Raw genomic sequence first — 18,529 nt, forward strand, 5'->3', positions numbered from 1 at the left:
AGCCCTTTCGCGACACAAGGCCGCTCCTACACAATCAAAAGCGACTTGCCCGAAACCATAGAATCTCCCACAGGGATGGAGTCGCCCTTGATTTTGTGGGAGCTGGCGCCAGCCTGCGATAGGGCCATCGGTAATTGGCCCAAGGCTCAGGACGAACAGCTTATTTCCAGGTGCTTGCCCCACTCAGGTGGCCGTTCGGCGTAGGCCTGCATCCCTTCCTGCTCGTCGAACGGCGTGCTCAACACCTGGTGCAACCGCCGCACTTCGCTGTAATCCCCGGCCTCGGCCGCTTCGATGGCTTTCTGCGCCAGGTAGTTGCGCAGCACATACAGCGGGTTGACCGCATGCATGCGCTCGCGCCGGCCTTCGGCGTTGCCCGGCTCGCGTTCGCAGCGGGCCAGGTAGTCGGTGGCCCAGGCGTCGAACCCGGCCAGGTCGATGAAGTCGTTGCGCACCACCTGCAAGGCATCGGGCAGCGGCTGCTCGCCCAGGCGACGGAAGAACAGCGTGTAGTCCACGCCGCCGCTCTGCATGCGTTGCAGCAACTGCTCGACCAGCGCCAGGTCGTTGTCCTCGGCGGTGGTCAGCCCCAGACGGCGGCGCATCAGGTCGAGGTAGTGCGCCTGGTACAGCGGCAGGAATAGCTCCAGCGTGGCCTTGAGCGCCTCGACGTCGATCACTGTGGTCAGCGCCTGGGCTAGCGCGCTGAGGTTCCAGTGGGCGATGGGCACTTGGTTGGCATAGCTGTAGCGGCCACGGTCGTCGGAGTGGTTGCAGATGAAATTGGCGTCGAAATCGTCAAGAAACGCATAGGGGCCAAAATCGAAGGTGATGCCCAGGATCGACATGTTGTCGGTGTTCATTACCCCATGGCAGAAGCCATAGGCCTGCCAGAGGGCGATCAGCTCGGCGTTGCGTTCGACGATGCTGCGGAACATCGCCAGATAGGGCTGCTCGGCGCTGACGCACTCGGGGTAGTGTTGCTGTAGCACGTGGTCGATCAGCACACGCTGCTGCTCGGGCTGGCGGGTGTAGTAGAAGTATTCGAAATGCCCGAAGCGCACGTGGCTCTGCGCCAGGCGCAGCAGCATGGCCGCGCTTTCCTGGGTTTCACGCCACACCGGGGTGCTCGAACCGATCACGCACAGCGCACGGCTGCTGGGGATGCCCAGCGCGTGCAGCGCTTCGCTGCCCAGAAACTCGCGGATCGACGAGCGCAGCACGGCGCGGCCGTCGCCCATGCGCGAATACGGCGTCTGGCCGGCGCCCTTGAGGTGCAGGTCCCAGTGCTCGCCGGCATCGTTGAGCACCTCGCCCAGCAGCAGGCCGCGGCCATCGCCCAAGCGTGGGTTGTACGAGCCGAACTGATGGCCGGAATAGATCATGGCTCGTGGTTCGGCTTCAGCCCACAGCTTGTGGCCGCTGAACAGTTCGGCGAAGACCGGCAGTTCGGCCTCGGCCGGGTCGAGGTCGAGCAGGGCCATGGCTGCGGTGCTGGCAACCACCAGGCGTGGGTCGGCGATGGGGTCTGGCAGGACTTCGGTCGAGTACGTATCGCCGAGGGCGGCGAAGCGGTTGTCGAAGGTGAGGTGGTCGAGGGACTTCACTGGCCTGCTCCGCAGTTGGGCTGATCGCGGGGCTTGCCCCGCGATGCGGTGATGAATGCTGGGCATCATTCTCGGGCTCATGCCCGCTGGCGTCCACTCACACCGGTGGCAGGCTATCGGGTTTGTGCTCCAGCGCTATTTGCTGCTGCTTGCCGTTCTTTGTGTCCATCAGGAACACCTCCACCTGGCGTACCGAAATCTTGATGCCGTGGGCCTTGAACTCGCGGTTGATGTAGCGGTTGAGCTCATCCAGGGTCGGGTTGCGGTCGCCCAGGTCACGCACGTGCATACGCAGTTCGTGGTCCAGCGAGCTTTCGCCAAAATTGAGGAAGTACACGATCGGCTCTGGGTCCTTGAGTACCCGCGGGTTCTCGTGGGCGCCCTTGAGCAGCAGGTCGCGTACCAGGTCCAGGTCCGAGCCGTAGTCGATGCCAAGCTTGAGCGTCACCCGGGTGACCGTGTCGGTCAGCGACCAGTTGATCAACTGCCCGGTGATGAAGGTCTTGTTGGGGACGATGATGTCCTTGCGGTCGAAGTCGGTAATGGTGGTTGCACGAATGCGAATACGGCTGACGGTGCCCGACAGGTTGCCGATGGTGATGGTGTCGCCGATGCGCACCGGGCGCTCGAACAGGATCATGATGCCGGAGATGAAGTTGGCGAAGATCTCCTGCATACCAAAACCAAGCCCCAGCGACAGCGCCGCCACCAGCCATTGCAGCTTGTCCCAGCTCACCCCGAGGGTGGCCAGGGTGCTGACGATGCCGACCCCGGCAATCACGTAGGAGAGCAAGGTGGTAATGGCGTAGGCGCTGCCCTGGGCGAGGTTCAGCCGCGACAGCACCAGCACTTCCAGCAGGCCAGGCAGGTTGCGCGCCAGGGCCACGGCGATACCGCCGATGACCAGCGCCCCGAGCAGGTCGCCGAGGCTGATCGGCACCATGCTGGCGGCAGCGCCAGTACCGCTTGAATATTCGTAGAGGGTGATGTTGTTCAGGTACGAGAACACCGAAATCAGGTCGGCCCAGACCCAGTACAGCCCGCCAATGAAGCCGCCGAGCAAGGCCAGGCGGATCAGGCGCAGCGACTGCTGGTTGACCTGTTCGATATCCAGCGTCGGTTCTTCGACCAGCACTTCGCCATCGAGCCCTTCCTTGGCCGCCTGGCGCTTGCTCAGGGCGCGCTGGTAGGCCAGGCGCCGTGCGGCCACCGACAGGCCGCGCACGAACGCCGCCTCGATGACCAGCCAGAACAGCAGCAGGTACAGGGTGTAGATCAGCCGGTCGGTGAGCTTGAGCGCGGTGTAGTAATAGCCAAAGCATACGGCGACGAACAGCGCGATCGGCAGCGCGGTAAACGCCACCCCGACGGCCTTGCGGAACAGCGAGGTGTTGCGGTGCGCGGGGCTGCTCAACAGCAGGCGGCTGAGCAACCAGGCCATCAGCGCATAGCAGGTCAGCACCACGCCGATACCCAGCACGTCGTCGGCCAGCGCCGAGGGCTGATGCTCGGCCACCGCCACCACGCCGACCAGTGCCAGCACCACGGTGCCCAGCCGGCGGATCCAGCCGCGCAGGAACTCGACCTGCGGCTTGTGCCAGCGGAAGTGGATCTCGGCAACACCACCGGGGGCCAGGATGCGGTAGGCGGTGTAGAACACCAGCCACGCCTGGGCCAGTTGCCACAGTGCCGCGCCGAGGTTGGCGTTCTGCCCGCGGGCGTCGATCTGCAGGGCGTAACTGCCCAGCGTCAGCGCCAGCGCCAAGGGCATGGCCAGCAGAATATTGATGAGGATCGCCTGCGGCGTGTGCCACTGGCTGTCGCGCTTGAAGTGGCCGATGTCCTGGTGAACCTTGCCCAGGCGCCGGTACAGCGCCTTGCGCCGCCACAGCAGTGCGCCGATCACCAGCAGCAGCGGCGAGAACAGCAGCGGCTGCTGCACCAGCCCGTCGGCCAGCTCCGACACCCCGGAGCCCCACGGCAGGTTGGCCATCTGGTAGCTCAGGCGGTCTGGCACTTCGCGCAGCCACTGCCAATCCAGCGGCTTGTTGCTGGGGATCCAGAACATCTGCTCTTCAAGGGTGGTGCGCAGGCCTTGCGCGGTACCCAGCAGCTGCTTCTGGTTGAGTTGCAAGGTGATGCTTTCGTTGAGCAGCGCCGACAGTTCGCGGTTCAGGCGTTCGAGCAGGTCGGCGCGGGAAATCGCCACCTCCAGCAAGGCCTTGCGCAGCGCCGGGGTGACGTCTTCCTCGGGCTGGTTGAGCAGCAGCTTGTCGACGTAGTTGGACGGGCTGCTCATCTGTTCGCGTTGCTGGTTGATCTCGAATTGGTACAGGCGGATATCGGCAATCTGGTCGGCGAGGTCGCGGTCCAGTTTCAGGTGCGGCAAGGCCTGCTTCTGCTTGTAGAGGATCTTCGACAGCAGCAGGCTGCCCTTGAGCACGCTGATCTGCTCATCCAGCGCCTGGTCGGCCTGGGTCAGGCTGTCCAGTTGCTGCTTGGCGCGCAGGTTCTGCTGGGTGACTTCGTTGAGGCGGTCGGTACTGCGCAGCAGGTAGTCGGACAGTTGCAGGTTGGCGGCGCTTTCGGTAGCCAAAAGGTTGCTGCCGCCGGCTTTCTGCGCTTCCAGCGACTGCTGGGTGACGGTCTGTTGCGACTGCGCCAGGCGCTTCTGGTTGATCAGCGTCTGCAGGTCCTGGATTTCCTGCTCAAGGCGCGCGGCGCGCTCGATCAGCAGGTCATGGCGGGCATTGCCCAGGTCTTGCAGCAGGCTGTTGCCGGCCAGCTCCTGGCGGCGCAGCAGGGTTACGGCGTTGAGGCTGCCAAGCTCGGCATTGAGCTGGTTGCGCATGTCGGCGCTCAGCGCCTTGCCGTTGTCCTTGCCGCTCTTGAGGCTGTTGTTGATCTGCTGCGAGCGGGTCTGGTTGCTGCTGATCTCGGCCTGGGCACGTTCCGGGCGGGTCTGCGAGTTGATGATCAGGCTGTTGGCTTCGGACAGCGCCTTTTGCAGGTCGCCCTGCAGCGTGCTGCGCTCGCTGAGCATCTGTTCAAGCTGCGGCACATTGAGGTTGGCGTAGCGCTGGGCTACGGGCACGGCGGCGGTGCCCTTGAGCTTGATCAGCTCGCGCTGGCTGTCGCGGATTTCCTGCGGGGCACTGGCCAGTTGCTGCTTGAGGTCAGCGAGCTTTTTTTCGGTGTCCTGCTTGCTGGCCAGTAGTGCCAGGGTTTGCTCCAGCACCTGCTGCACGGCTTTCTGCTCGGCTTCCGGGAGTTTGCGCTCGCCGATCTTGTCGAGGCTGTTCTGGGTGCCAGGAATGGTGAGGGCTTCGGCTGCGGTAGCAGCCAGCGACAGGGTCAGGCACAGCCCGAACAGGGCTGTGCGGCAGTACGCACGCAGGGACATAGGCAGAGTTCTTGTGCTTCGAGGCAATTCGCAGTTTAGAGGAACAACCCAGGGCTTGGCCGGGTTCCTTCGGGGAATCTGACGCCGACTTTCTGGATCTTGTTCCCGTCCATGACCGCAACGGTCCAGATGGTGCCGTGCCATTCGATCTGGTCGCCTACTACTGGAGCGCCTCCGACCTTTTGTCGGATGAACTGCGCCAGCGGCATTTTTGCGTCCAGGCCGTCGAGTTTCAGGCCATACAGTGCAGCGACCGCACCCAGTTCGGCATCGCCTTCGAGCACGAAGTCGCCGAAGAAACGCAGGTCGAGGCCGCGTTGCGGTGCCTGGCTGAACAGCTTGCCCAATGCCGGCAGGTTATGTTCGTGGCCAATCACGCAGAGCATGTCGTCGATTTCCAGCACCGTACTACCCGAAGGGTGCAGCAGCTGCTCGCCACGGAACAGCGCGGCGATGCGCGTGCCCTCGGGCATTTTCAGCTCGCGCAGGGCGGCGCCGATGCACCACTTTTCGGCGCCCAGGCGGTAGACGAACATTTCCCACTCGCTGGTGATGTGCACCTCCAGCGCCGAGCGCGAAATGGGCGCAGGGTCCGGCGGTACCGTCACTTTCAGCAGCTTGGCCATCCACGGCAGGCTGGTGCCTTGCACCAACAGCGACACCAGTACGATGAAGAACGCCAGGTTGAAGAACAACTGTGCATCCGGCAGGCCCGCCATCAGTGGGAACACTGCCAGAATGATCGGCACCGCGCCGCGCAGGCCGACCCAGCTGATAAAACCTTTTTCGCGGCCATGGAACGCCTTGAATGGTAGCAGTGCGGCAACCACCGACAGTGGCCGCGCCACCAGGATCATCCACAGCGCCAGGCCCAGCGCCGGCAGCGCAATCGGCAGCAGGTCGTGGGGCGTGACCAGCAGGCCGAGCACCAGGAACATGCCGATCTGCGCAAGCCAGGCCATGCCATCGAGCATGTGCAGGATGCCGTGGCGGCTGCGGATCGGCCGGTTGCCCAGCACCAGGCCGCATAGGTAAACGGCCAGGAAGCCGCTGCCGTGCAGGGCGTTGGTCAGCGAGAACACCACCAGGCCACCGGCGACCACCAGGATCGGGTACAGGCCCCCTGCCAGGTTGATGCGGTTGACCAGTTGCAGCATCAGCCAGCCGCCGCCCAGGCCCAGCAAGCCGCCGATGCCGAACTCGCGCAGCAGATGGGTGAGCAGGCTCCAGTGCAGGCCGGTCTGGCCGCTGGCGATCATGTCGATCAGGGTCACGGTGAGGAACACCGCCATCGGGTCGTTGCTGCCGGACTCGATTTCAAGCGTGGCGGTGACCCGTTCGTTCAGGCCTTTGCCGCCCAGCAGCGAGAACACCGCCGCGGCATCGGTGGAGCCGACGATGGCGCCGATCAGCAAGCCCTGGATCAGGCTCAAGTCGAACAGCCAGGCGGCGACCATACCGGTCAGCCCGGTGGTAATGAGCACGCCGACGGTCGCCAGCGACAGCGCCGGCCACAGCGCTACGCGAAAGCTCGCTACCCGTGTGCGCAGGCCGCCATCGAGCAGGATCACGGCCAGCGCCAGGTTGCCCACCAGGTAGGCGGTCGGGTAGTTGTTGAAGATGATGCCGCCACCGTCCACGCCGGCGACCATGCCGACGGCGAGGATGATGACCAGAATTGGGATGCCCAGGCGCGATGACAGCGAGCTGACCAGAATACTTGCCCCGACCAGCAATGCGCCGATCAGGAACAGGCTGTTGATGGTGCTCGCATCCAAAGGCAGGTACTCCGGGGACAGCAGAAGAAGAGGACTTGATAGCGTTGAGCTAGCAGGTCGCGTGCCAACCGATTCTAACCTGATGAATTAGCAGGGTGTAAAGCGTTTCTGCATATGAAAAAAGGCACCTCGAGAGGTGCCTTTTTACGCGGACGGTGTAGGAGCGGCCTTGTGTCGCGATGAGCTGCGAAGCGGCCCCAGGATTTGCGCATCATGCAGAATCGCCGGGGCTGCTTCGCAGCCCTTTCGCGACACAAGGCCGCTCCTACACACCCGAGGTCGCGTGGTACCCAGGCATCACCAGGCCCAATCAGCCCTGCTGCACTTCCCGCATCGGCTTGCCTTTGACCGGCGCGCCGTTGGCGACGTAGTAGTCAGCAGTGCTGCGCGGCAGTGGCTTGCGGTTGCGGATCTTGTCCGAGATTTTCTCGGCGATCATGATCGTGGTGGCATTCAGGTTGCCAGTGATGATGATCGGCATGATCGAGGCATCGACCACGCGCAGGCCCTGCATGCCATGCACACGGCCTTCGCCGTCTACCACTGCCATGTCGTCGGTGCCCATCTTGCACGAGCAGGACGGGTGGAAGGCGGTTTCGGCGTGCTCACGGATGAACTGGTCCAACTGCTCATCGGTCTGCACGTGGGCGCCCGGGCTGATTTCGCGGCCACGGTAAGGGTCCAGCGCCGGCTGAGCCATGATTTCGCGGGTCAGGCGGATGCCGTCCCGGAATTCCTGCCAGTCCTGCTCGGTGGCCATGTAGTTGAACAAGATGCTCGGGTGCTGGCGCGGGTCTTTGGACTTGACCTGGATGCGTCCACGGCTTGGCGAACGCATCGAACCCATGTGCGCCTGGAAACCGTGCTCTTTCACACCGTTGGAGCCGTTGTAGTTAATCGCCACTGGCAGGAAGTGGTACTGGATGTTCGGCCACTCGAATTCAGGGCGGGTGCGGATGAAACCACCGGCCTCGAACTGGTTGCTGGCGCCGATACCGGTGCCTTTGAACAGCCACTCGGCACCAATGGCCGGCTGGTTCCACCACAGCAGCGATGGGTACAGCGATACCGGCTGGGTGCAGGCGTATTGCAGGTACAGCTCAAGGTGGTCCTGCAGGTTCTCGCCGACGCCTGGCAGGTCGTGGACCACCGGGATATCGAGGCTTTCGAGCAGGGCACGCGGGCCGACGCCGGAGCGTTGCAGCAGTTGCGGCGAAGCGATGGCGCCGGAGCTGACGATCACTTCCTTGCGCGCACGGGCCTCGACGCGTTCTTCGCTGTCGCCCACCAGGTAGGTCACGCCGACGGCGCGCTTGCCTTCAAACAGCACGCGGTCGCTCAGGGCGTGGGTTACGATGGTCAGGTTCGGGCGCTTCTTGGCTTGGTCCAGGTAGCCGCGAGCGGTGCTGGAACGGCGGCCTTCCTTGGTAACCGAACGGTCCATCGGGCCGAAGCCTTCCTGCTGGTAGCCGTTGAGGTCTTCGGTGCGCGGGTAACCGGCTTGCACGCCGGCTTCGACCATGGCGTGGAACAGCGGGTTGTTGCCAGCCTTGGGCGTGGCCACGCTGACCGGGCCGTCGCCGCCGTGGTAGTCGTTGGGGCCGATGTCGCGGGTTTCGGCTTTGCGGAAGTACGGCAGGCAGTCGAGATAGGCCCAGTCTTCCAGGCCTGGCAGTTTGGCCCAGCCGTCGAAGTCCAGGGCGTTACCACGGATGTAGCACATGCCGTTGATCAGCGACGAGCCGCCCAGGCCCTTGCCGCGACCACACTCCATGCGGCGGCCGTTCATGTGCGGCTCGGGGTCGGTCTCGTAGGCCCAGTTGTAGCGGCGGCCCTGCAGTGGGAAGGCCAGGGCGGCTGGCATCTGGGTACGGAAGTCGAAGCGGTAGTCGGGGCCACCGGCTTCGAGCAGCAGCACGCTGACGTTGGCGTCTTCGGTCAGGCGGGTGGCCAGGGTGTTACCGGCCGAGCCGGCACCAACGATGATGTAGTCGTATTCCATGGGGCTTGCTCCGGAAGCAGCGGTGAGCCTTTAGCGACAAGCTGCAAGTAGAGGCAGTTGTGCAAAGCTCACGGATGGATTAGGCCTGCAAGGGCCGGTGGCAGAACGCGACCGGCACTTTCTTGCAGCTTGAAACTTGGCGCTTGCAGCTCTGGGTCTTAGAAGACCGAGGCGTAGTCGCCCAGTTCGACCTGGACCGACTTGATGCGGGTGTACTGCGCCAGCGAGCTGATGCCGTTTTCGCGGCCCACGCCCGACTGCTTGTAGCCACCCACCGGCATTTCGGCCGGCGACTCGCCCCAGGCGTTGATCCAGCAGATACCGGCTTCAAGCTTGTGGATGATGCGGTGGGCGCGGCTGATGTCATTGGTGCAGACGCCGGCGGCCAGGCCGTACTCGGTGTCGTTGGCGCGGCGGATGACTTCTTCCTCGGTCTCGTAGCTGAGGATGCTCATCACTGGGCCGAAGATCTCTTCCTTGACGATGGTCATGTCGTCAGTGCAGTCGGTGAACACGGTCGGGGCCACGAAGGCGCCCTTGGCGAAGTCGCCGTCCAGCAGACGCTCACCGCCACACAGCACACGGGCGCCTTGCTCTTTGCCCTTGGCGATGTACGACAGCACGCTTTCCATGTGGGCAAAGCTGACCAGTGGGCCGAAGTTGGTGTTTTCGTCTTCTGGGTTGCCGACGCGGATACGGGCAACGCGCTCGGCGATCTTGGCTTCGAACTCAGCCTTCAGCGAAGCCGGCACGAACACGCGGGTGCCGTTGGTGCAGACCTGACCGGAGCTGTAGAAGTTGGCCATCATGGCGATGTCGGCGGCCTTGTCCAGGTCGGCGTCGGCGCAGATGATCAGCGGCGACTTGCCGCCCAGTTCCATGGTGACTTCCTTGAGCGAGGAGCTCGAAGCGCTGGCCATGACTTTCTTGCCGGTGGTGGTGCCGCCGGTGAACGACACCTTCTCGATGCGTGGGTGCTCGGTCAGCCAGGTGCCGACTTCACGGCCGCTGCCGGTCAGTACGTTGAACACGCCATTGGGCAGGCCCGCTTCGGTGTAGATCTCGGCAAGCTTGAGGGTGGTCAGCGAGGTGACTTCCGAAGGCTTGAAGATCATCGCGTTGCCGGCTGCCAGGGCTGGGGCCGATTTCCACAGGGCGATCTGGATCGGGTAGTTCCACGCGCCGATACCGGCGGTCACGCCCAGCGGCTCGCGGCGGGTGTAGACGAAGGACGATTCGCGCAGCGGGATCTGCTCGCCTTCGATGGCCGGGACCAGGCCTGCGTAGTACTCCAGCACGTCGGCGCCGGTGACGATGTCGACATAACGGGTTTCGGAGTACGACTTGCCGGTGTCCAGGGTTTCCAGTTGGGCCAGCTCATCGTTGCGCTCGCGCAGGATGTCTACAGCACGGCGCAGGATGCGCGAGCGCTGCATGGCGGTCATGGCAGCCCAGACTTTCTGGCCGCGCTCGGCGCTTTCGACGGCTTTCTCGACGTCAGCCTCGGTTGCGCGCTGCACATGGGCGAGGACTTCGCCGGTGGCCGGGTTGATGGCTTCGAATGTGGCAGTGCTGCCAGCGTCGACGTAAGCGCCATCAATGTAGAGTTTTTGCGTTCCGAAACGGGCCATAGTGTCCTCGCAAGTGCAGTGTGTGGTTTGGCTGCCGCGTCACGCCCCTGCCGTTTGGCCAGTGGCTGCGCGCGGTTGATCAGAGGCCTGGTGGTTAGTGCCCAGGGTCTGCTGTTTAGCCAGTTGTAGATCCATGTATTCGTTGGCAATTCGTATGGCTTGGGCGGTGTCGAAGGCATCTCCGGACAACGCGCCGCGCAGCCACAGGCCGTCGATCAACGCTGCCAGGCCGCGGGCTGCCTTGCGTGCATGGTAAAGCGGCAAGACGCGGCGGAACTGGCAACACAGGTTGGAGTACAAACGGTGGTCGTTGATCCGTTGCAACCTGTGCAAAGACGGCTGGTGCATGCTGGAGGCCCAGAAGGCCAGCCAGGTTTTCATTGCCGGGCCATTGACCTGGCTGGCATCGAAGTTGCCCTCGATGATGACCTGCAGGTGGGCTCGCGGGCTGTCATCGGTCAGGGCCTGACGGCGCGCGCTCACACCTTCGTTGAGCATGTTCATGATGTAGCGCATCGTCGCTGCGATCAGGCCGTTCTTGTCCTGAAAGTAGTGACTGATGATGCCGTTCGACACGCCGGCCAAACGGGCAATCAGCGCAATGCTGGCGTCACCCAGCCCCACCTGATCGACCGCCAACAGCGTCGCTTCGATCAATTGCTGGCGGCGGATGGGTTGCATACCGACCTTGGGCATTCTTGCGTTCTCCTCAGGCCTGGCGAGCGGACGACCGGCGTCTGACTCGGCGAGGACCAGTCTATTTTGTTTTGATTGAACGTTCAATCAATAAAGAATAAGCTCTGCGACAATTTGTGCCATTGACAGTTTTTCAGGCGGTCAAAAAAGCACGGATTGGCACCCCAGGAAATCGCGTAACCCCCGGAATACAAGGCGTTGACGGGCACGGGCGATGCAAGTTACAGATTCTGCCGAGCGGTCACTGACCTGCGCGGACGGCCCTAGGAGCGGGCCAGGCGCTGTGGCGAATGCGCGCACCTTGGTTACCAAGTGCACGCCAGCCGCGGCCCACCGATCTGTTTTTTGCACCGTTTCAATTCGGGTACACGGTTTCCAGGGGGCTTTTATAACACCTGACGCAGTAGGGCTATTGCACCAATTGCGCGGGAAATGACTGATTAGCCTCCACTGCCGCACTGCCCGGAGCATTCGTGCAATGAGTTCTGCCTCCCTTACCAAACCCCCCGCCGAGAGGGTTCGGGTCAACCGCGTGGTGTTCTACACCTCCGCGCTGATGATCCTTGTTCTGACTGCCTTACTGATTGCTGTCCCCGAAGCTGCTGGCGAAGTGCTTGGCGTTGCCCAGAAATGGCTGACGCGCACCTTCGGCTGGTACTACATGCTGGTGATCGGCAGCTACCTGGTATTTGTCATCTACCTGGCCTTCTCCGACTTCGGCAAGCTCAAGCTGGGCGGCAAGGACGATACGCCGGACTTCAGCTACGGCGCCTGGGCCGGCATGCTGTTTTCGTCCGGTATCGGTATTTCGTTGCTGTACTTCGGCGCCTCCGAACCGCTGGACCACTATTTCAACCCGCCTGAAGGTACGCCGGCCAGCCTCGAGGCTGCGCGCCAGGGCTTGCAGCTGACTTTCCTGCACTGGGGCCTGCACGGCTGGGCGATCTACGCCTTGGTCGGCCTGGCCGTTGGCTACTTCGCCTATCGCCACAACCAGCCGCTGGCACTGCGCTCGGCGTTGTACCCGCTGGTGGGCGAGCGTTGGGTCAAGGGCGCTGCCGGCAACGCGGTCGACGTGTTCGGCATGTTCGTCACCTTGCTGGGCCTGGTGACCAACCTCGGTATCGGCTCGATGCAGGTGGCCTCGGGGCTTGAGTACCTGTTCGGCATGGACCACAGCAAGACCAACCTGCTGGTGGTGATTCTGGTCATGGCAGGTGTTGCCACCGTGGCTGCGGTGTCGGGTGTGGAGAACGGTATTCGCCGCCTGTCCAACCTGAATATCGTGCTGTTCAGCGGCCTGCTGATCTTCGTGCTGCTGGCCGGCAATACCCTGTACTTGTTCAATGGCTTCGTGCAGAACATTGGTGATTACCTCAACGGCTTTGTGCTGAAGACCTTCGACCTGTACGTGTACGAAGGCGCAGGCGACAAGTCCGAGCGCTGGCTGGGCCTGTGGACCGTGTTCTACTGGGCCTGGTGGATTTCCTGGGGCCCGTTCGTCGGCATGTTCATCGCCCGTATTTCCAAGGGTCGCACCGTGCGCCAACTGGTCAGCGGCGTGCTGTTGATCCCGCTGGGCTTCACCTTGGCCTGGCTGTCGATCTTCGGTAACACCGCGCTGGACCTGGTGATGAACCACGGCGCCGTGGAGCTGGGCAAGACCGCGCTGGAACAGCCCTCGATGTCCATCTACCAACTGCTGGAATACTTCCCGGCTGCCAAGATCGTCATTGGCCTGGCAGTGTTCGTCGGCTTCGTGCTGTTCCTGACGCCTGCCGACTCGGGTGCGGTAATGATGGCCAACCTTTCTTGCAAAGGTGGGCAGGTCGACGAAGATGCCCCGCACTGGATGGTGGTGTTCTGGTCGGTCATCATCACCTTGGTGACCATCGGTTTGCTGTTTGCCGGCAACTTCGAAGCCATGCAGACCATGGTGGTGCTGGCGGGGCTGCCGTTCTCGGTGGTGCTGGTACTGTTCATGTTCGGCCTGATGAAGGCGATGAAGCAGGACGCGGCCGCAGAGAGCGAGCGCGCCGAGCTTGCCGCCCGTGGCCGCCGCGGCTTCAGCGAGCGCCTTGGCCAGATGGACCTGGAACCGACCCAGGCGGTGGTGCAGCGCTTCATGGACAAGCAAGTCAGCCCGGCCCTCAAGGAGGCCGCCGAGCAATTGGCTACGCTGGGCTTCGAGGTGGAAACCCGGATTGGCCAGTCGCGCAACATGATGGGCCTGCGGGTGATGATGGAGGAGGGCAACCCCTTCGTTTATGAAGCAAGCCTGGATGGCTACCTGGCGGCGCCGAGCGAGGCCCCGGTCGAGGGCGAGCCGCAAGTGCGCCAGCGCTTTTACCGCGCCGAGGTGTACCTGCATGACGGCAGCCAGGAATACGACCTGATGGGCTTCACTCGCGAACAGATCGTGCGCGATGTGCTGGATCAGTTCGAAAGCCACCGCCAGTTGCTGGGGCGCGTGTACAGCTGACCTTCTCTCGCTTCGACATACAAGGCCCGGCCCGAACAGGATCGGGCCTTGTGCGTTGTGGCGGGCATTCCCTTATGTACCGCAGCCACGGCGCGGGTGGTTTCTAGCATTGCGGCTTCTTTTTCGAGGAGTTCCCAAGATGCCCGACATCACCCCAATGCCTGCAGGTTCGCTCAAACAGGCAATCAGCGCCCAATTTGCCAGCCGCCCAACGTTACGCCAGGTGCTGAGCACGGCAGCGCTCGCGACCTTGACCAAAGCCTATCCCGCCTTGGCCAGTGAGTTACCCGAGATCGATTCAGCCGATGTGTTTACCGTCACCCAGGCTGCGGGCGAAGACCATGTCGAGCTGGTCGCAATAGTCGATAAGCTGCTTGAAGCCTTTGTCCGGGGCGAGCCGCTGGCGTTCGACCAGAACCACCGGCTGAGCATGCAGCCGCCATCAGGTGCCGTGACCGACATTGTCGATGACAGCCCGCTGCAAACGCTGAACATTGATTTGAGCACGCTCAATGGCGCCTTCGATGAGTGCCTTGCAGGGCTGGTACAGGTATTCCAGCAGGCCCAGACCGACTACTGGAATGCGCTGGACGTGACGTCGCCGGATAGCAATGGCGTGAGCCGGCATCGCTGGATGAGCCAGGTGCTGAAAATGGCGTTGGCGGGGAGCCAAAGCCTGGCGGCCCTGGACGACGATGAACGGAGCTTGGTGTATGAGCTGCTGCAGGGGGTGGCGCAGGGCCCGACGCTGTACGCGCTTGAGGTGCGCCTGCAGGATAGCGCTGCAACGCTTAGTCAATTGCGCGCTGACTTGTTGTTGGTGGCCGAGCGGGAAACGCGCAGCGTCGTCCTCTGGTGCCGGGTTGATGGCCATGTCAGCGCATTTTCCTCCCTTGAAGCCTTTGCTGCGCAACTGCGTGACGAACTGGCGGCGCAGTACCGTTTCGATAGCCTGAGCTGGAACCGCTACCCGCTTGAAGGCGATACATTCCTGCGCCAGTCGGGCCTGTTGCTCAACAGCATGCTGGGCGAATTCAAACGCTTGCGTCTGGCCTCGATCGCAACCGTTGCGCAGCTTGAGACGGTTTTCGCCGCGTTGAGCGACCCGGCGTACTACTTCCCCGATACCGACTATTTTCAGCAGCACGGCGCGGGGCCCCAGTTGCCGGACTGGCTTGCCCAGGCAAGCCGCGAAGACCGCTTCGAATACCATGCCGCCCTGCTCGACCTGGCGGTGGCGCAAGCGAAGGCCGGCGGCCACACCGCGCTGGACGACATCGAAGACCTGCATACATACGCCGCTCGGCGTCTGCGCGAACAATTGCTTGCCGACTACCCGACGGAGGCCAACTATTTTCCCGATGACCTGCTGCTAAGCGTATCGGTGCCCGACGGGCTGGCTGACAAGGAGTTGCCGGTCACCTTGAAGGCGCTCGGCCAGATGACCCTGACTGCGCTTGCCATTGGGCATCTGGATGCGCTGCAGGGCGGAGTGGTGACGAGCATCACCCACCGCGACAATCAGTTGATCATGCCGTGGATGAACCCGCTGTACGTCACACAGCTGATCGGCACGGTCGATATCGGCGCGAGTTACCCGGCCTACCTGCTGGAGAAACTGGATGACCCGTTACAACAGGGCCAGCGCATCGAGCGTTTTGCCAGCCAATGGCGGCTGCGCCTGCTGTTCGATGCCTTGCGCGCAAAGATCGAGAGGCGCTTGAGCGATGATGCCTGGCAGGCACTGGCCGAGTTCTGCCGTAGCCAGCGTGACCTGAAAAGCAATATCGACGTGGCGCCGTTGGCGTTCAAGTGCGAGCCTTCTGCAGAATCGCCGGACTCGGCCACCTGCATGTTTGTGCTATCCCTCAAAGATCCAAGCACGGTGCTGCTGTACCGGCCACTGTACGAAGGCGAGGCGTTGCTGCAGTACACCGATCAGCGGGCGCTGATGGCTGCCCTGAGCCAGACGGGGGCGTTGCAGGACAGCGTGTTGGAGTGGCTGCCCGCTACGGCGTATCGGGTCTATGCCAATGGTGGTTTTATCGAACCGCACCTGCGCCGGGTGATCTTCGACACCTCGATCTGGCCTGCGCCGGTCGAACCGGTGGCACTGTGGTTGCGTCCATGGCTGGCAGACATCGACAGCCAGATGTTCAAAAGCCGGCGCGCGGCGATGCTGGAACTGGCCGAGCGGCAAACCGTGTCCAATGCCGAGCATCGCTGGGGAGTGGTCAAGCAAGGTGCATGGCTGCTGTTCAACCTGGTCGCCCCGGCCCTGCCTGGGCCTGCCATGACGCTGGTGTGGGCGGCTATCGGCATTGCCAGCGTGCTCGCTGATGTCGGCACCTTGCAACACGCCAGCGACAAAGCAGTGCGCGCGCAGGCGGCTGTGGATGTGCTCAGCAACCTGGCCATGGTCTTGGTACATGGGCGCTTGGAGCAGGCGCCCGTTGAACCACAGCCGGCCAGCGCAGAGCCCTTCAGTTTCCGCTTCCCGGAACCGCGCTGGGGGGGCAATAGCATCCCGTTGCCGGTGACCAGCGGAGCAGTCCACTCGCCCGTTGCACTTGAGGAGCGCCCGTCGCTGCTGACCCTGAACAGCGGATGGGGGCCTACGCCCGATGCACTGGCCCAGGCCCTGCGACCGTTGGCCACGCAGGTTGACCTGGCAGAGGCGACCTACGCGAACGGCTTGTACCTGAAGGATGAGCGCTGGTATGTGGAACTGCATGGCCTGCGCTTGCAGGTTACGCATGAAGGGGATCAGCGGCGCATCGTCGGGCCTGGCGGTGAGCCTGGCCCTTATCTGTTCGACGACGGCGGCTGGCGGGTCAGAACCAGCGGTTTTGCCTGGGGTGGCGGGCCCAAGGCAGGCCGCAAACCTTCGCAAGCCAAGTTCGATCGCATGCTCGCGCAGTTCAACGAACAGACAGCGGCCAATACGGAAGTGGAGGACCGCTGCAATGCGGCGTCCCTCGAAGAACATCGCCTGGTCATCGAGCTGAATGTATTAACGGCAGCCAGTGACAAGGCCCGTGACAATGCCGAGCAACTCCTGACTGTCGAGCAGGTAGACCGCCTGGTCGAGGGCTACGCGCGCAAGATCGAAGCGAAAACTGCCGAGCGCTTGGCTGCCACCCATCGCTACCTTGAACTTCTTGAAACGCTTATGCAGCACGACATGGATTTTGCCGAACGCTGCACGGTAATGCTCGACATGCTGCGTTCGCGAGGCGTCAGTTCGCGTATCGGTACAAGCACCCTGGTAGAGTCGCGTGACGGCTTCTGGGAAGCGGTGGTGCGTAACGCCTGGCTCAGTTACACACGGTTGTTCCCGCTGATCGGCTACGAGAATGTGCGGGCCGCCGCCAGCGCGTTACGCGGGCGCATGGTGCAGGACGTTCAGGTCGAATACGCGACCTACCGAAGGGTGGTGAACTCCGCGTCGCAGATGCAGCAACGGCTGGTCGATATGAGCTTGCGGCTCGACCATTACATGCCCTTGCTGGCTGACGAGTGGGAGATATTCCCCGTAAGCAACTCGCAGGCCGAGCCTATCACCATCAAGGGGCTGAGGGACCAGCGGCAGATCTCCACCGTGGATTTCCAGTTCCAGCAACTGGTGTACCTGGCCGAGCTTGCTGTGCATGCTGATGCAGAGGACCCGGACCGAAGGATTGCGCTGTATCGCCGCTCCATGATCAACAAGTCCTTGCGCGCAGCGGCGTATAACCACGGGGATGTGTTGACATCCAACTTGCCTGCCGCGGACCGCCTGGAAGTGCTTCAAGCAACATGGGACGAATACAGTGCGGCGCTCATCAACAGCATCGACATCGCCCGTGAGGGCGGCTCGCGGATAGACGATGAGCTAGTGCAGCGCTATGTCGAATTGCTCAAGGTGTTGAAGCATTCGGCCGGGGGGCTGTTGGTTGAGGCCGCAACGGAGCTGGATTCAGGCGCACCTGCGCGGCGCAAACCGTACAAGGATAACGCTGATCAACGGTACGTGGCGCGCACCCAGGACGGCCAGCTGATGATAGGCGTCGAGGTCCAGTCAGCGTCGGGCCGACGCCTTGAAGTTCGCTCGCTCATGGACAGGAGCCTGCTGCATACCTTTGAGTGGCGTGATGGCAAGTGGCAGGAGCTGGTGGACGATGCCCCGCAGCAGGTGGCCCCGGAGTTCGCCCAGAGCACCGATGAACATGTGCGAGCGGCGGCGGTACTGGCGGACAACGCGGTGGTACAACTGCGCGCGGCCGAGTACGTCAAGGAGGATGTCGGGGCGGGCCAATTGCGCCAGTTGATCGACGGTCACGTCGCCAACCTGCAAGGTTGTGCAAACAAGCTGGTCGATGACAAAGGGCCGCTGGCCACGCTGGTGCGTCAGCGCCTGGCAGAATGGTCGCAGCAGCGCGAGGCGCTGCTGGCCGAGCTCTACAGCAAGACCCCCTATCCAGAAGCGGAGTCACTGCTGTTTCTGCACAAGGCTGGCCTGCTCAAGATCAAGTACGCACCGCCGCGTAAAGTACTGGCTGACAACTCGGCGATGGATGAGTACATCATCGAGCGCCTGAGCGTAGCGGGGGCGAGCAAGGGCAAGCCGATCTGGGTGGCTCATTTTCACTTTGCCGGGCAGGCCGATCCTGCCGATGCGTTCATCAACGGGCACTTGAAAACCTGGGCGCAGCGACGCTTTGGCGCCTCTGAAGCAAGGCTTTTGGCCAGCCGCGGTGAGCGCATTCATCGTGGTCGACTGAGCCTTGAGCAAGTGCGCGGTATCATCCCTTTAAATTAAGGCGATCTGGCGGTACTCCACCGGTTCAGGCGAGTACCGCCAGCATAGCGCAGTGTTCTGGGCCAGCAATATCTAGCGCCTGGCCGACCCTGTTCGCGCTTAGTGTCGAATCCCCCTCATCCAAGGTAT

8 protein-coding genes are annotated in these 18,529 nt (G+C 62.8%); 2 read left to right on the plus strand and 6 right to left on the minus strand.

Annotated features, from left to right (window positions below; genetic code table 11):
- Nucleotides 1-146 precede the first annotated feature (146 nt).
- From HU720_RS16070 to betI, 6 genes are all read right to left on the minus strand, one after another.
- The gene (locus tag HU720_RS16070) at nucleotides 147-1,607 is read right to left on the minus strand and encodes a protein adenylyltransferase SelO (protein ID WP_186520924.1); all 1,461 of its coding nucleotides are present in this window, start codon (nucleotides 1,605-1,607) and stop codon (nucleotides 147-149) included.
- A 97-nt stretch (nucleotides 1,608-1,704) separates the two neighbouring features.
- Nucleotides 1,705-5,010: a mechanosensitive channel MscK gene (gene mscK / locus HU720_RS16075; RefSeq protein ID WP_186520925.1), complete on the minus strand. Its 3,306-nt coding sequence runs from the start codon at nucleotides 5,008-5,010 to the stop codon at nucleotides 1,705-1,707.
- A gap of 35 nt (nucleotides 5,011-5,045) precedes the next feature.
- A complete protein-coding gene (locus HU720_RS16080) occupies nucleotides 5,046-6,788 on the minus strand; it encodes a potassium/proton antiporter (RefSeq protein WP_186520926.1) in 1,743 nt (580 codons plus the stop codon).
- A gap of 310 nt (nucleotides 6,789-7,098) precedes the next feature.
- Nucleotides 7,099-8,790 (minus strand): choline dehydrogenase, encoded by a 1,692-nt coding sequence (betA, locus tag HU720_RS16085; RefSeq protein ID WP_186520927.1) that lies wholly within the window; start codon nucleotides 8,788-8,790, stop codon nucleotides 7,099-7,101.
- A gap of 158 nt (nucleotides 8,791-8,948) precedes the next feature.
- Complete coding sequence (betB, locus tag HU720_RS16090; RefSeq protein WP_186520928.1) at nucleotides 8,949-10,421, minus strand: betaine-aldehyde dehydrogenase; 1,473 nt, start codon at nucleotides 10,419-10,421, stop codon at nucleotides 8,949-8,951.
- Nucleotides 10,422-10,460: 39 nt separating this feature from the next.
- Nucleotides 10,461-11,117 carry a transcriptional regulator BetI gene (gene betI / locus HU720_RS16095; RefSeq protein WP_186520929.1) on the minus strand — a complete coding sequence of 219 codons (657 nt, stop codon included), beginning with the start codon at nucleotides 11,115-11,117 and terminating at the stop codon, nucleotides 10,461-10,463.
- 535 nt (nucleotides 11,118-11,652) lie between these two features.
- On the opposite strand from betI, the gene HU720_RS16100 reads away from it, so the two are divergent.
- Both HU720_RS16100 and HU720_RS16105 read left to right on the plus strand, forming a co-directional pair.
- Nucleotides 11,653-13,599, plus strand: a complete 1,947-nt coding sequence (locus HU720_RS16100; RefSeq protein ID WP_346656588.1) for a BCCT family transporter — start codon at nucleotides 11,653-11,655, stop codon at nucleotides 13,597-13,599.
- A gap of 139 nt (nucleotides 13,600-13,738) precedes the next feature.
- Nucleotides 13,739-18,400, plus strand: coding sequence for a DUF6543 domain-containing protein (locus HU720_RS16105; RefSeq protein WP_186520931.1), 4,662 nt, complete (start codon nucleotides 13,739-13,741; stop codon nucleotides 18,398-18,400).
- The last annotated feature ends 129 nt before the right edge of the window (nucleotides 18,401-18,529 follow it).

It is taken from the genome of Pseudomonas sp. SWRI51 (assembly GCF_014268825.1).
Lineage (GTDB): Bacteria > Pseudomonadota > Gammaproteobacteria > Pseudomonadales > Pseudomonadaceae > Aquipseudomonas > Aquipseudomonas farsensis.

Bases quoted from the DNA above. Each gene is read 5' to 3' on its own strand.
- mscK (WP_186520925.1), bottom strand. From the start codon at position 5,010: ATGTCCCTGCGTGCGTACTGCCGCACAGCCCTGTTCGGGCTGTGCCTG.
- betA (WP_186520927.1), bottom strand. From the start codon at position 8,790: ATGGAATACGACTACATCATCGTTGGTGCCGGCTCGGCCGGTAACACC.
- betB (WP_186520928.1), bottom strand. From the start codon at position 10,421: ATGGCCCGTTTCGGAACGCAAAAACTCTACATTGATGGCGCTTACGTC.
- betI (WP_186520929.1), bottom strand. From the start codon at position 11,117: ATGCCCAAGGTCGGTATGCAACCCATCCGCCGCCAGCAATTGATCGAA.
- HU720_RS16105 (WP_186520931.1), top strand. From the start codon at position 13,739: ATGCCCGACATCACCCCAATGCCTGCAGGTTCGCTCAAACAGGCAATC.